Origin of the sequence: Borrelia puertoricensis, assembly GCF_023035875.1 — a bacterium.
GTDB lineage: Bacteria > Spirochaetota > Spirochaetia > Borreliales > Borreliaceae > Borrelia > Borrelia puertoricensis.
This window is the reverse complement of sequence record NZ_CP075397.1, coordinates 25,180-41,322: the sequence shown is the minus strand read 5'-3', so window position 1 is coordinate 41,322 and position 16,143 is coordinate 25,180. Positions and strand designations below refer to the sequence as shown.

General features: G+C 33.6%; 9 protein-coding genes and 5 pseudogenes. 2 read left to right on the top strand and 12 right to left on the bottom strand.

Annotated elements, in window-relative coordinates; genetic code table 11:
- The first annotated feature begins 276 nt into the window (after positions 1–276).
- Positions 277–951, top strand: a complete 675-nt coding sequence (locus bpuSUM_RS08865) for a hypothetical protein (RefSeq protein WP_247067868.1) — start codon at positions 277–279, stop codon at positions 949–951.
- Between the two features lie 21 nt (positions 952–972).
- On the top strand, positions 973–2,253 hold the full coding sequence (locus bpuSUM_RS08860; RefSeq protein WP_247068054.1) for a hypothetical protein: 1,281 nt from the start codon (positions 973–975) through the stop codon (positions 2,251–2,253).
- A gap of 86 nt (positions 2,254–2,339) precedes the next feature.
- Here the strand turns inward: bpuSUM_RS08860 and bpuSUM_RS08855 are convergent, their stop codons facing one another.
- From bpuSUM_RS08855 to bpuSUM_RS08800, 12 genes and pseudogenes are all read right to left on the bottom strand, one after another.
- Positions 2,340–3,197, bottom strand: a complete 858-nt coding sequence (locus tag bpuSUM_RS08855) for a complement regulator-acquiring protein (RefSeq protein WP_247067872.1) — start codon at positions 3,195–3,197, stop codon at positions 2,340–2,342.
- 636 nt (positions 3,198–3,833) lie between these two features.
- The gene (locus tag bpuSUM_RS08850) at positions 3,834–4,742 is read right to left on the bottom strand and encodes a P12 family lipoprotein (RefSeq protein WP_247067875.1); all 909 of its coding nucleotides are present in this window, start codon (positions 4,740–4,742) and stop codon (positions 3,834–3,836) included.
- A gap of 383 nt (positions 4,743–5,125) precedes the next feature.
- Positions 5,126–6,112: pseudogene (locus tag bpuSUM_RS08845) on the bottom strand (variable large family protein).
- A 91-nt stretch (positions 6,113–6,203) separates the two neighbouring features.
- Positions 6,204–7,223 (bottom strand): annotated as a pseudogene (locus tag bpuSUM_RS08840) (variable large family protein).
- 93 nt (positions 7,224–7,316) lie between these two features.
- Positions 7,317–8,396, bottom strand: a pseudogene (locus bpuSUM_RS08835) (variable large family protein).
- Positions 8,397–8,598: 202 nt separating this feature from the next.
- A complete protein-coding gene (locus bpuSUM_RS08830) occupies positions 8,599–9,249 on the bottom strand; it encodes a Vsp/OspC family lipoprotein (protein ID WP_247067877.1) in 651 nt (216 codons plus the stop codon).
- A 118-nt stretch (positions 9,250–9,367) separates the two neighbouring features.
- Positions 9,368–10,411, bottom strand: a pseudogene (locus tag bpuSUM_RS08825) (variable large family protein); the annotation flags it as partial.
- Positions 10,412–10,509: 98 nt separating this feature from the next.
- Positions 10,510–11,580 carry a variable large family protein gene (locus bpuSUM_RS08820; RefSeq protein WP_430644683.1) on the bottom strand — a complete coding sequence of 357 codons (1,071 nt, stop codon included), beginning with the start codon at positions 11,578–11,580 and terminating at the stop codon, positions 10,510–10,512.
- A gap of 127 nt (positions 11,581–11,707) precedes the next feature.
- The gene (locus bpuSUM_RS08815) at positions 11,708–12,727 is read right to left on the bottom strand and encodes a variable large family protein (RefSeq protein ID WP_247068052.1); all 1,020 of its coding nucleotides are present in this window, start codon (positions 12,725–12,727) and stop codon (positions 11,708–11,710) included.
- Between the two features lie 123 nt (positions 12,728–12,850).
- A pseudogene (locus bpuSUM_RS08810) lies at positions 12,851–13,837 on the bottom strand (variable large family protein); the annotation flags it as partial.
- 117 nt (positions 13,838–13,954) lie between these two features.
- Entirely contained in the window at positions 13,955–14,992 is a 1,038-nt protein-coding gene (locus bpuSUM_RS08805) for a variable large family protein (RefSeq protein WP_247068050.1), read from the bottom strand.
- Between the two features lie 89 nt (positions 14,993–15,081).
- Positions 15,082–16,122 carry a variable large family protein gene (locus tag bpuSUM_RS08800; protein ID WP_430644682.1) on the bottom strand — a complete coding sequence of 347 codons (1,041 nt, stop codon included), beginning with the start codon at positions 16,120–16,122 and terminating at the stop codon, positions 15,082–15,084.
- Positions 16,123–16,143: the final 21 nt, after the last annotated feature.

Here is a 16,143-nt window from a genome sequence, read left to right as displayed (position 1 = left end):
ATTATTTTGTTATTAGTATAAAGTTGTGCCCAATAATAACCAATAATTGCACAAAAAAACTAAATAGTTGTATCGATTAACTCAACAGTTGATATTAAAAACAAAAAAGTTGATCTTACCTATTTTTCAATACTTAAAAGTTGTCTAAAAAAGATCAATAATCTACAGTAAAAATTAATATTTGATTTCATCATAATACTTATATCTTATCCTCTATTTATATAAAAAACTTGCTATTTTTTCATAAATAAAGTACCCTTTTATTAAGGATTAATAATGCTAAAAATTTTCTTGTTATTAACTGTTATAATTAATCTTTCCGCTGATAGGACAGAAGAAAGAAAACAATACGATATATACGATGATGCAAAAAAAAAATTAGTACGCGTTAAAGATTGGAAAACCAATGTTAATAACTTGAAAAATATTGGTCCATATTTTACAAAATTCACCGAAAGGATTAAATCTTTAACTGACAAAAAACTTGCCTATGAAATCCAAGACGTCTTCACTACAAGCCTATGCAAGCCAATATCAGAAGATGAAAATGTCGTACCAAAAGAACATATACCTCTATTTGAAAAATATTACAAATTCATCAAAGCTCTCAAACATAAAAACCTTGACCAAGCTGCTTATATCCTATATGAAATATATGACTTAAATAAAATGTTTACTAACATAGATGAATCTATCAAAACAACCCATTATTTATTAATTACATATATAAAAGTCAAAGACAAAAATCAACACAAAGCTGTTTACAAAAAACTTGAAAACATATATGACAAACTAAGACAAAAATACTTCTCAATACTCAACATACTTGACCACAATGATATAGACAATAATTTTGAAAAATTCATGCTTAAGTTCATAGAATTTCACAAATTAGTCGCACATATGGATTCTAACATAACAAACCTGATGATATATGCTTATCTAGTATAATTAACTTTTAAGGAGCAAAATATGATTTTAAAAAATAAATATTTGGCTTTAACCTTACTTCTCAGTTTGATTGGTTGTAAGTTCTTTTTTACTGATGAAGAAATTCACACAAGGTATTCACAAACACTTGATAAAGTAAACTCCATGATGATGAACACTAATGAGATAGACATGAAAAATATTTTTAGTGATAATCAGCTATCTAAAATTAATAACAAAAGTACAAAAGATATATCTCCTAAACAAACCAAACCTCAAAAAAGTATATCAGTTTTAACTCAACCTGAGACAAAAAAAGAAAAATTCAGTTTGCCTACACACAAAGATATTACTATTATAACTGCTGATACAAGCCAAAGTAAAAATTATTCTAATAGTAATATCATTATTGATAATGCTTCAATCATTACTTCAAATACTGATGAAAATATAGTAACACAAAAAATAGTCATTAATACTCCTGCAAAAACAGATTTAACTCATACAACAGAACACAACAACATATCAACACTAGATGATGATACAACCTACCCAAGTCAAAATAATACTAATAATCCTTCTCCTCAAAACAGTAAGACAATTGAACACCCAATTCCTCTCATAGGCAACAGTAAAACTCCTCTGAATGCATTAAATGGTGAATCACATAATATTCAATACGGATATACCTATAACTTACATTATGACTCAAACCCAATAATATCAGGTTCATACTCTGACAGTTCCATAACAATTGAGGAATATGAATTTGACGAAGATGAGGATGAAGATTCGAAGTTAGAAACCAGATTAGACAACCAATATAAATTTAACTTAAATAAAACTACAAATAGTGTTGAGCAAGCACTTAAATTAGCTGAACAAATAAAAGATGATTTGGAAAAAGTTGAATTCCATAGGATCAAATTAAGCAATTATTATGGAATAAGAGCTGAAGAACATGAAAAACAAACGGCAAGAGAAGAACTCTCCAAATTTACAAAAGATAAATTAGAAGCAGATCTTAAAAAACTTCTAAGTGAAATTGAAAAGGGTTTCAATGCAGCTACAATACTCATTACTTATAATGATTACGGTGGAAATCTACAAAGCGACCTATCTGCAAAGACAAAATTAGATGAACTCAAAACTGAAGTAAGTTCTTTAATTACAAAAATACAAAAACTCAATAACAAAAATTACCAAGCATATCCTACATCATCTTATGATAATTACCAATCATACCAAGCATTAAAAAATCCATACTCAAAACTTACATTAGTAAAAGACTTACTTACTCACACAGGTACTCTTACCAGATAAATAGGATTTTTACTTACTCTAAATAAAAAATAGGAAGATAGGCTTATGTTAAGCTATCTTCCTTTGTATTTAAATATCATTAATAATTACTTAATTGTATCTAGCACACCTACAATTTTATCATATACTGATTTCACTCCAGGAATTTTAACTGTAATTAGATCTTTATATTTTTTCTCAACATGCTTTATTAATTTCTCACTGTCAGAATCAATATTATCTGTCTTGGCTTTATAAGATGCAATAAGACTATCTACAGCTTTTATAAAAGCTTCTCTTTGTGACTTAATTTCGTCAAACTTTGTTTTAACTTCTTTTAAATCAACAAGACTCAATTTAGCAAGTTTCTCTTTACTCTTTTCTAACTTATCAATTACTTTCTCAAAATTAGATTGAAGATGTTCTCTACCTGCACTTATTATATCCTTAATCCATGTACCCTTGTTTGCAGCATCTGATTCTATCTTTTTAAGAATCTTTGCAAATTCTTTTATTTTTCCTTTATCGTATCCCAAAGAGGAATAAAATAATCTTCTTGCTTCCTTATTCTCAACACTATCTAGTGTCTTATTATTAACAGCATCTGTCACTGCTTTAAATACTTCATCCTTCATTTCATATTGATTTCCATCCTCAACTTCAGCCTTATCTTTCTTTACTACTGTAATAAGACTTTCGGTATCCTTTTTAAGCTCAGATATTAACTCTGCCTTATCAGCAACATCCTTATCTTCCTTTGCTGGTTCATCTCCTTGAATATCATTTACAACCTTTGCTAAATCATCGACATTAGCTTGTTTGTATGACTCATCTCCTTGAACACCATCTACAACCTTTTTTGGAACATCTTTGTTTCCTTTTTTACTACCCAATAATTTAGAATTTAGATCACAAGATACTAATCCTATAATTAACAATGTAAATATAAATAGGTTTGTTCTCATAAATATTCTCCTTCCTTGAAATTAATAATGATTATTATATTAAATAATAATCATTATTAATTTAAAATATATATCACTTTGTCTAAAATACAAATTATTTTATTTAAAATTCTCTATTTTTTTTATTCTCTCTTAAAAAGACGTAGTACTATGTTTTACACTACTATCGTTATTTATTTAAAACTATTCTTTTTATCTTGATATTGTTTGGTATGATTTTGGTGCAAACAACTATATCCCCTAGATTAATTGCTAAAATAATCAAAAATAGATTACTATCAATTAGTATGATTTTATATATATATAACCCAAGAAAACATATTCTCTGTTTGACCTTTTAAATCACAAAAAAATCTTATACTTTAAATGACCTTTATTATTTACTACTGGCCTTTATCTATAAGTCTTTATTTTAAATTTCTTCAACTCCAGTAGCCTTTAAAAACAATTTATCCTCTTGATTAACTATAGCTTGACAACATAATAGGGTCTTTGACATCAAATATCACTGCCTCCAATAATTCTTTTTCCTCTTTTTAATATCTGTTTAAATAAAAAAAGAATCTCCTTTCACAGAAGACTCTTCTTTAAAACACTAGTATTAGACGATATATATTCATACCCTCACATATATTCTTATCTTGCAAAATTCTCTAGAACAGTTTTTGCCTCACTAATAAGTTCTTCTATTTCTTTCTTTATTACCTTTGCCTCAATTAACTTCATAGAAGAAGATTCTAATTGAGTTAACGCATTCTCTGCTTCTCTTCGTGCCTGTCTAGATACTAAATCACTCTCTCCTCTTCTTGACCTCCAGTAATTTCTATGTTTATTTATCAATCTTTCAGTAATACCTTCTTTTAATGTCACCTTAGCCTTATTAAAGAATAATTTTGCTGATCCTAACTCATCAAGTCCACTATCAACTTGAATCATAAGTCTATCAATATTAGACCTTTGCTCATTTAATTGATTGTAAGATTGAATTAGCTTCTGTATCTGTATCCTATTAATCTGTCTCTTATTACGTCTAGAATAACGCTCTATTTTATTTTGAATTTTATTATTAAGTTCTGAGAAAATATCATAAAAACTGGTTTTTATCTGCTCATAGTCGTTCTTAAGACCTAACATCCGTTCCTCTGTTAATTTAGCAAATTCAGAAGCTTGAAACACACTTTCTGCCTTTTCAATTTCTTCTTGTGCTTCTTTTTCGGATTCAGTACTTGGAACTAAATCTTTTTCTTCTATTTTTATTACTTCTTCTTGAACATAATATGGATCTACTTGCTTAGACACCTCAAATCCCGAATTAACAGGTTGTATTTCCATATCCTGTTGTATTTCTACTCCTTTCTCAAAATCATCTATAACATCTTCTTTTTGTTCCTGATTTCCTTGTTCATGGTTTAAATCTTTATTATCTTTGCTTTCATCTAAAACCTTTTCCCTTACTTCATTTAATAAATCATTAAGGGCATTCATATCACATGATAACAAACATAATAATGCTAACATACATACTGACAAAATACTTCTCTTCATATCTCCCTCCTGGGATATTAGATTATTTAATTATTAAGTCTCTATATTGAAATATAATAATTACTGGTAAATGTACACCCTTTTATTTTAAATAACAAAAATAAATTCCATAAAACCCCGATTATTTTATTCCGTAATAATTAAAATCTATTTAAAATTATTTTAACAAAATAAAATTAATTACATACCAAACAAAACTAATCTTATAATACTTACTTACACCTAATTAATAGGGAACTGAATAAAAGTTACTGTCTTATCTTTAGTACAAATATTTAATCTACTAAAATTCAAAAAAGAAAAACGATTCTCATGAATAGAGAAATAGTTTTCCTCAAATGACTTTATTTAGTTATGTATAATTTTATTGATAATTCTGATTATTAACTTTTAGCTTCAAGGGTCTGATTATCAGTAGTTAAAGTAGTATCAGTAGAATTAAATTTCATAGCATCTTTAACAGTCTTAAGGCCCACGTCAATAGTGTTTTTTATAGCAATAGTTAAAGTACCCAATGCTTTAGTTACTGCGCTTACTGCTGCTCCTTTAGCAGCAGTAACATAATCAACACTATCAGCAGTAGGACCAGCAAATTTACCATCCTTAGCCATAGCTGTTAATGCAATAGCACCTGCAATAGTTCCATCTTTAGCATTAGCCTTGGCAGCCTCAACAGCAGAATTAGCACCATTTTTAATCATGGCTTTCAAGATGTCAGCCCCAGTTACAGCACCAACAGCCTTAGCTGCATCAGCTGCAACCTTTTTTGCATTAGCATCATCACCAGCATTAGCAGCAAATAATTTACCTGCTTCACCATTACCATTAGCTGTTCTTGCGCTAAGATCCTCGGCTTTTTTATCAGTACCCGCCTCAGGATTTCCTTCTTTAAGTACCACAGCTACTATATCTTTAATACCCTTAACTAATTTATCGACTTCAGTCCCAACAACACCAGCAGCATTAGTAGCACCAACATTACCAATGTATGTCACCAGCATCTCCAATGACCTCACTGGCAGTCTTAGCCCCTTGGGTTATCTTATCAAGAGTAGTTGTAACTAAATTAGTTACAGCGGTTTCAACTGCAGAAGCATTAGGATTATTCTCAGCTTTCATGTCAGAACAATTTTCTCAAGGGACCTCTTAGTAGATGAAAGAGTATCCTGAACGGTCTTAAAATAAGCTGCAACATCAGACTTTTTAGTCTCAGTATTAAACCCTAAAACCCCTCCAACCATATCAGTAAGTGAAGTGAAAACATTTAAGAAGTCATTACCTAAACTAATAATAGATTTTAAGAATCTACCCTGAGAATCCTCAGCACTAGTAGTACCACTGCCACAACTAAGAAGTAAAAATAAAGTCATAAGTATAATATAAATAAAAGGAAAACATTCTTATGAAAAGAAAAGTTCTCCTCAAATGACTTTATTTAGTTATGTTTTATTAATAATTCTTTTACTGTTGCTGTCCATTAGCTGCTGCGTCTGCAGGTGTAGTAGAATCTGCAGACTTATCTTCTTGTGTAACTGTAGCAAGAGCTGCATTTATTGTTTTTATCCACTATCAACAGTATTTCTTATTGCTATTATTAGAGTACTTAAAGTCTTACCAACAGCACTAGCCGCTGCCCCATTAACTGCATTGGCTGATTTCTCTTCAGCCTTAGCAGCAAACTTACCACCCTTAGCCATTGCCCGAAGTGCTATTCCAGCAGCAATAACAGCGTCTTTCTTTGCTGCCTCTTTAATCTCTTTTTTGCCGTTAACAGCCTTAGCAATAGCAATCTCAGCAGCATCTGTAGCTTTTTCAATTCCTTCAGCATCATTAACTTTAGGATCTTCTTTGGATTTAGCAATAGCTTGCAAAATGTCAGCCCCAGTTACTGCCCCAATTGATGCACTAGCCTTAGCAGCTTCAGTTTCAGTACCACTATCCTTCTTTTCAAACAACTTACCAATATCCTTTTTATCATCTCCTGTTTTAGTAGCATCTGAATTCCCTTCATCTTTCTTTAAAACTACGTCAACAATTTCTTTAATCCCTTTAACAAGAGCGTTTACACTTGTAGCGTCTGCGGGTGCAGCATCTTGACCTGCAGTAAGAACACCACCAATAGCATCACTACCTTCAGCCCCTTTAGCAGCTTCCTTAGCCCCATCAGCAATTTTATCTAATGTGTTAGTGATAAAGGTATCAACAACTGTTTTAAGTTTTGTGTAATTTCCATTTTTTTCAACTTCTGCTTGTAACTTCTCTTTAACAGATATCATAGTTTTTTCAATAGCACTAAAGTATTCCCCTATATCAGATTTTTTAGTGTCAGCCTTAATACCAAAGGCCCCAGCAACCATATCAGAAAGAGAAGTAAAAACATTTAAGAACCCTTTACCCAAATTAGCAATAGAGTTTAAGAATACCTTTTAGGGGAGCTTCGCCTACTTTTACACTATTAGATCCTATTATTAAAAATAAAATCACTTACAACGAAAAAAAGAAGACAACCTAGACATATCTCTAAGATTGACTTCTACTCTAATTACTCAATAATTTAATTTCTAACTATCTAGTTTACTTCTGACCTGCTGGTTTTGGGGCTCTTGTTTTATCTATTTCTCCTTTTGATTTCTCAAGAACATTCTTTACTGTTTTTTTGATTATATCCTCTACTGCTACCAATATCTTGTTTGCCACGGTTATTCCTACTCCTTGCGATTATCCTTGTCCTCCTTGTCCATCTGCTGCAGATGCTAGTTTGCCTGTTTTAACCAATGAACGTAGTGCTATTCCTCCACTCACCGCACTTGCTAACGCTGAATCTTGTGCTAAATTAGCTGCAGTAGCTCCTCCTTTAGCAAAAGACACCGCACTTGTATTTGCAGTTGCTGCTGCCGCCAGTGCTGCATCACCTTCTGTTGACTCAACTATTGATGCTAGTATTTCCTCTCCACTCACACTTGCTAATATCAATGCTGCTTTACCTGCATCTGCTGCTGGTTTACCAGCACTCGTAGCCAATATTTTAGCACCATCCTTATTATCTGCATTATCTACTTTTAATGTTGTTGCTCCTACTTTTGGCTTTGAAATACCTTCTGTAGTAGCTGTATCCACTATTCCTTTCAATGAATTATATCCTTTCTTTAATTCAGTTTCATCTGCAGCTGTTCCTGCAGCATCACTTGCTGCATCACCTACCTTGTTAGCATCACCTACTTGACCTAAAGAGTCTAAATAGTTTTTCGATGTGTTTAAAGTAGCCTTAGCAGTATCAACTGCTTCCTTAATTATCTTGTTTATACTACCTTTATCAAGCTCTGTTTTTGATTTTTTTGCTACTTGTTCTAACTCTGCTGATGCTTCTCCAAGCTTATTACCTAGGCTACTAAAATAACCGGCTACATCACTCTTCTTTGTATCTTTAGTTACTCTAAATCCTAATGTACTAGAGAGTAATTCTAAAAATGAATAAAAAGCATTCTCAGCACTTCTACCTACATCAATTAGGACTGAACTTAAACTGCTCCCTCCTGTAGCTGCCCCGCCACCATTAGGTGAATCAAGTGATTGTTGTCCACTGCCACAGCTAAGAAGTAAAAATAAGTAAGTTAAGTTATTATTAAGTTCTAAAACAAGATAAAAACAAGACATAAATATAAGTCTAAAAGGTAAAAGAAATCAAAATAATCTAAAGAGGTATATTAAAATAGTAAAGAAAGTAAATATAGAATAAAAAAGGAAAAAAGCTAAGAGAAGGATACCCTTAGCTTATTATTTATAGACTTTATTTTATCAGATAATTATCTTTGACTAAAAACTCTAATCTTATAATAAATAATTAATTTATTTATCCTTAGTTAGATTGAGCAGGTGATGCTGATTTAGTAGAAGTTGTAAGCACATTAATAGCAGACGTTACTGCAGCTTCAGCATCATTTAACAATGCATCAATCGCTGTATTAATCTCACCAAGTTCTTTTGCACCATTATCCCCATTAGCCTTATTTACATAATCTATAGCTTTTTTCGCATTCTCATCAGTAGTAGCTCCATCAGCAGCTCCCAAAACAGCATGTTGATTTTTCAACTTAGCTGTAAATGCTTTGGTCTTATCCTCAACATCTTTAACCTTTCCATTTAAACCTTTAAGGGAATCCGCTATTTTTAACTCTCCTACTTTTGCTTCTATAGCTGCAGCAATACTAACTACCCCAGCAATTAAAGAACCATTTTTATCAGCTACGGCTTCTAAAGTGCCATCATTTTTAATTTTTTTCCCAATAGCTTTAGCAAGCTCATCAATGGATTTAACTAAAGTATGAATTTCTTTAACACTCTTAGCAAAAGCAACCGAGTCTTTTATGTTCTTAGTTATTGTAACTAGGTCAATAAGAGTACCATCAGATTTAGCAGCCTGCCCATCTTTAGTAGCAGCCCCTGAAGTATTACAAGAGCTAAGTAAAAATAAAGTCAAAAATAACGCACATAAAGTAATTCTTTTCATTATCACGTGCCTCCTTTTTACCTCAGGAAGGCAAGATATAGATAAAAGGAAAACGGTTCTCATAAAGAGAGAAGAGTTTTCCTCAAATGACTTTATTTAGATTATTTAATTAGATAATTTATTTAGTAGAAGTAGGTTGAGTAGTACTAGTTTCAGTTGATTGAGTAGTAATCTCAGAGTACTGTATTCCCTTAATAGCTTCTCTTATCTTATCTAGATTACTTGCTACTGTTTTTCTAATTATCAAACCAAGAATTCCTAAAACCTTATTCACAGCAGTTACAGCAGCAGCTTTAACTGCTCCATCTTCATTTTGAGCAGCACTAAATTTACCACCCTTAGTCATAGCTTTAAGAGCAACAGCAGCTGCTAAGTCAGCATTTGTTTTAGCACCATTATTAGCAGCAACAGCATGAGCATTAGAAGCAGCCAGTGCCCCAGTTTCATGATTATTATTGTTGCCAGCAAGGACAGCAGGAGCAGCAGCGATAGCATTTTTAATCTTATCAATCATAGCCCATGGATCTGCTTTAGCCACTTCAGCTGCCAGCTTAGGACCAGCACCTTACGTTGCATTTCCATTTGCACCACCAAGGACAGCAGGAGCATCAGTAGTAGCAGCAGCATTTACTGCATTACCAGCATTTCCAGATTCAATTTTTATACCAGACTTATCTGCTGCTCCAATAATATCTTTAACTCCTGCAATAATAGCTTCAACCCCAGCCTTATCAGCAGCACCAGGAACAGCATTAGCATTATCACCAATATCAATATTACCAGCCTCTTCAGCAGCACTAGCAGTATCACCAATGTCAGCACCATCATTAGTTATCCCCGATAATTTAGTTAGAGCAGCAATTAACCTTTCAAAAACATCATTAGCACTGCTAATTGCACTCTTAACAGCTTCAATTGTGCTGTTACTAGCATTTTTTGCTTCAGATATTTCACCTGATAACTCTTTTAACTTCTCCTTAGTATCACTTAAACCTTTTTTTATTTTCTCAAAGTGTTCACCAACTTTACTTTTCTTGTCACTAGATTTAACTGCTATAAGTCCCAAAGCATCACCAAAAGCATTACCAAAAATCTCGTAAAACCCATGACCTATATTAACTAAAGAATCAAAGCAAGTATTTTTAGATTCAGCATCCAATTTAAATTCTTAAGTTAAATTACAACAAAAAAAGAGGGCATCCTAGAGTTATCTCTAAGATTGCCTTTTACTCTAATTACTTAATAATTTAATTATCTATTTTACTTCTGACCTGCTTCTTTTGGAGCTCTTGCCTCATCTATCTTTGCTTTTGCTTTCTCAAGAACATTCTTTACTGTCTTTTTAATGATATCTTCTACTGCTACTAATAACTTATTTGCCGCGGTTATTCCTACTCCTTGCGCTTCTCCTTGTCCTCCTTGTCCAGCTGCTGCAGATGCTAATTTACCTGTCTTAACTAAAGAACGTAATGCTACCCCTCCTGCTACTGCTGCTGCCTTTGCAGTATCAGCACCTGCTAAGTGAGCTGCTTGACCTCCTCTTGCAAAACTCATTGCTGTTGTCTCTGCCTTTGCAGCCTCATTTAGTGCTGCATCACCTTCTGTTGACTCAACTATTGATGCTAGTATTTCCTCTCCACTCATACTTGCTAATATCAATGCTGCTTTACCTGCATCTGCTGCTGCTGGTTTACCAGCACTCGTAGCCAATATTTTAGCACCATCCTTATTATCTGCATTATCTACTTTTAATGTTGTTGCTCCTACTTTTGGCTTTGAAATACCTTCTGTAGTAGCTGTCTCCACTATTCCTTTCAATGAATTATATGCTTTCTTTAATTCAGTTTCATCTGCAGCTGTTCCTGCAGCATCACTTGCTGCATCACCTACTACTTTAGCATCACCTATATCTTTTAAAGAGTCTAAATGAGTTTTTAATGTGTTTAAAGTAGCCTTAGCAGTATCAACTGCATCCTTAATTATCTTGTTTATACCACCTTTATCAAGCTCTGTTTTTGATTTTTTTGCTACCTCTTCTAATTCGTCTGATGCTTGTCCAAGCTTATCACCTAGACTGTTAAAATAATTTCCTACCTGTTGCTTAGTTGTATCCTTAGTTACTCTTAAACCTAATGTACCAGAGAGTAATTCTAAAAATGAATAAAAAGCATTCTCAGCACTTCGTCCTACATCCATTAGAACTGAACTTAAAGTTCTCCCTCCTGTAGCTGCCCCGCCACCATTAGCAGCATCAACAGATTGTTGTCCACTGCCACAGCTAAGAAATAAAAATAAAGTCATTAATAACGCACATAAAGTAATTCTTTTCATTATCACGTGCCTCCTTTTTACCTCAGGAAGGCAAGATATAGATAAAAGGAAAACGGTTCTCATAAAGAGAGAAGAGTTTTCCTCAAATGACTTTATTTAGTTATGTATATTTTATTGATAATTCTGATTATTGACCTTTAGTTTCAGGGGTCTGATTATCAGTAGTTAAAGGGGTATCAGTAGGATTAAATTTCATTGCTTCTTTAACGGTTTTAAGTCCTGAGTCAATAGTGTTTCTTATTGCAATAGTTAGAGTACCCAATGCTTTAGTCACAGCACTTACAGCTGCTCCCTTAACTGCAACAGTAACCTCCGCGGTTCCAACATTATCATTAGCAAATTTACCATCCTTAGCCATAGCTGTTAATGCAATAGCACCTGCAATAGTTCCATCTTTAGCATTAGCTGCTTTAGCATCACTACCATCCTTAACCATAGCTTGTAATATATCAGCCCCAGTTACGGCCCCAACAGCTTTAGCAGCATCAGCTACTGATTTCTTTGCATTATCAGCACTATCAATAGCAGCATTACCAAATAGCTTACCTGCTTCATCAGTTCCACCATTGGCAGTTCTTGCAGTATTGCCATCACTAGCCTTTTTATCATCCCCAGCATCATGTTTACCTTCTTTTCCAAGTACTACATCAACAATTGATTTAATACCTTTTACTAATTTATCAACTTCAGTACCAGCAGCACCACCGTTATTCTGAGCAGCAACATTACCAAGCAGGTCACTAGCATCACCAATAGCCTCACTAGCAGTCTTAGCACCCTGTATTATCTTATCAAGTGTTTCACTAACTAGTTTGTTAACGGCGGTCTCAGTTGTAGCAGCATTAGGATTATTTTCAGACTTCATATCAGCAACAATTTTCTCAAGGAATGTTTTAGTAGATGAAAGAGTATCATGAATGGTCTTAAAGTAGTTCCCAACATCAGACTTTTTAGTAGTAGTATTAAACCCTAAAACCCCTCCAACCATATCAGAAAGTGAAGTAAAAACATTTAAGAAGTCATTACCTAAACTAATAACTGACTTTAAGAACCTACCCTGAGTATCCTCAGCACTAGTAGTCCCACTGCCACAACTAAGAAGTAAAAATAAAGTTATTAATAACGCACATAAAGTAATTCTTTTCATTATCACGTGCCTCCTTATTACCTCAAAGGGGCAAAAATACAAATAAAAGGAAAACAAATCTCATAAATAGAGAAATAGTTTTCCTCAAATGACTTTATTATTTAGATTATTTAATTAGATAATTTATTTAGTAGCAGTAGGTTGAGTAGTACTAGATTCAGTTGATTGAGTAGTAGTCTCAAAGTACTGTATTCCCTTAACAGCTTCTTTTATCTTATTTAGATTGCTACTTACTGTTTTCCTAATTATAAAATCAAGTATTCCCAGTACCTTATTTACAGCACTTGCTGCTGCCGCCTTAACAATATCTTTATCAGCATCAACAGCACTAAATTTACCATCCTTAGTCATAGCTTTGAGGGCTACTGCTGCTACTAGATCAGCATTACTCTTAGCACCAGCTGCAGCATCAGCCTTGTCATTAGAAGCAGCAAGTGCTCCAGCTTCATTATTGGCACCGTTAAGTTTAGCAGGAGTAGTAGCAGTAGCATTTTTTATTTTATCAATCATTGCCCATGGATCAGCTTTAGTTACTTCATCAGCTAATTTAGAACCAGCACCAGCAGCAGCATGAGCATTATTACCACCAAGAACAGCAGGGGCATCAGTTTGAGCATTAGCGGCCACTGGACTACCAGCTTTACCGGCATCAATCTTTACACCTGATTCTTTAGCGGTCTCAATTATAGCTTTAACTTCTTTAATAACAGTTTCAACGCTATCTTTATCGGCAGCAACTGCAGCAGCATTAGCAGTATCACCAATATCAGTAAAACTATCACTTGTTACACTAGCAAGTTTAGTTAAAGCAGCAATTAGCTGTTCAAACACATCATTAGCACTGTTAATTGCACTCTTAACAGATTCAATTGTGCTGCTATTAGCATTCTTTGCACTAGATATTTCACCTGATAGTTCTTTTAACTTATTTTTAGTAGTTGTAAGTCCATCTCTTATTTTTTTAAAGTGTTCACCAACCTTACTTTTCTTGTCATCAGATTTAAGTGCTGTAAGTCCCAAAGCGTCTCCAATAACATTACCAAAACTGCTAAAAATCTCGTAAAATCCATGTCCTATCTTAACTAATGAATCTAAGAAAATATTTTTAGATTAAAGAAGCTAATTTAACTTTTTAAGTTAAATTACAACAATATAGAAGGCATCTTAAATTTATTTCTAAGCTTGCCTTCCACTCTTATTTTTAAGCAATTAATCTAACTATCTATTTTACTGCTGAGCTGCTTCTTTTGGAGCTCTTGCCTCATCTATCTTTGCTTTTGCTTTCTCAAGAACATTCTTTACTGTCTTTTTAATTAGATCTTCTACCGCTACTAATAACTTATTTGCCGCGGTTATTCCTACTCCTTGCGCTTCTCCTTGTCCTCCTTGTCCAGCTGCTGCAGCTGCTAATTTACCTGTCTTAACTAAAGAACGTAATGCTACCCCTCCTGCTACTGCTGCTGCCTTTGCAGTATCTGCACCTGCTAAATTAGCAGCTGATCCTCCTTTAGCAAAAGAAATGGCAGTTGTACTTCCATTTGCAGCTGCTGCTAGTGCTGCATCACTTTCTCCTGATTTAACTATTGAGTTTAAAATTTCTTCCCCACTTACTGTTGCTAGTATTGCTGCTGCCTTAGCTGCATCAGTTGCTGCTGGTTTGTTGTCTGTAGCCAATATTTTAGCACCATCCTTATTATCTGCATTATCTACTTTTAATGTTGTTGCTCCTACTTTTGGCTTTGAAATACCTTCTGTAGTAGCTGTCTCCACTATTCCTTTCAATGAATTATATGCTTTCTTTAATTCAGTTTCATCTGCAGCTGTTCCTGCAGCATCACTTGCTGCATCTCCTACTACTTTAGCATCACCTATATCTTTTAAAGAGTCTAAATGAGTTTTTAATGTGTTTAAAGTAGCCTTAGCAGTATCAACTGCGTCCTTAATTATCTTGTTTATACCACCTTTATCAAGCTCTGTTTTTGATTTTTTTGCTACCTCTTCTAATTCGTCTGATGCTTGTCCAAGCTTGTCACCTAGACTGTTAAAATAATTTCCTACCTGTTGCTTAGTTGTATCCTTAGTTACTCTTAAACCTAATGTACCAGAGAGTAATTCTAAAAAAGAATAAAAAGCATTCTCAGCACTTCTACCTACATCAATTAGGACTGAACTTAAACTGCTCCCTCCTGTAGCTGCCCCGCCACCATTAGGTAAATCAAGTGATTGTTGTCCACTTCCACAGCTAAGAAGTAAAAATAAAGTCATTAATTAATATAAATAAAAGGAAAACATTCTTATGAAAAGAAAAGTTTTCCTCAAATGACTTTATTTAGTTATGTATTTGTTATTAATAATTATTTATTATTGCCACTAGTTACATCTAAAGGTGTAGTAGAATCTGCAGATTTATCTTCTTGTTTAACGGCAGCTAGTGCTTCGCTAATTGTCTTTAATCCAGAGTCAACAGTATTTCTTATTGCAATAATAAGAGTACTTAAAGTCTTACCAACAGCACTTGCCGCTGCTCCATTAACTGCATGGGCATGTTTAGCATCATTATGAGCAGCTAATTTACCATCCTTAGCCATTGCCCGTAGTGCTATTCCTGCTGCTATTACTGCATCCTTTTGTTTAGTCTCTTTAGTAGCACTATCCTTTTTAGCAACAGCAAGCTCAGCGGCATCCTTTGCATTATTAATCTCAACATTATTATTAGCATCTCCAGACTTAGCAATAGCTTGCAAGACATCTGCTCCACTTACTGCTCCAATACTTGCTGCTGCCTTTGCAATATTTTCTTCCTTAGCATCAGCTTTAGTATCACTAAACAATTTACCTATATCCTTTTTATTCTCACCATCATCTCCAGTCTTAGTAGCATCTGCACTTCCCTTATCCTTTAAAACCACACCAACAATGGTTTTAATTCCTTTAACTAGTGCATTTACACTTGCTGCATCTGCTGCTACAGCCTCCTGATCTGCAGTAGCATTACCAATAGCATCACTACTTGTAGCCCCACTAGCAGCGGTCTTAGCCCCTTCAGCAATTTTATCTAATGTGTTAGTGATAAACTTATCAACAACTTCCTTCACTTTTGGATAATTACCATGCTCTGTAACTACAGTATTTAACTTCTCTTTAACAGATGTCATAGTTTTTTCAATATCAGAAAAGTATTTCCCTACATCGCTTTTCTTTGTTTCTGCTTTAATACCAAAGGCTCCAGAAACCATATCAGAAAGAGAAGTAAAAACATCTAAGAACCCCTTACCTAAATTAGCAATAGAGTTTAAGAATGTGGTTTTAGGATCCTCAGCACTAGTAGTACCACTGCCACAGCTAAGAAGTAAAAATAAAGTTATTAATAACGCACATAAAGTAATTCTTTTCATTATCACGTGCCTCCTTTTTTT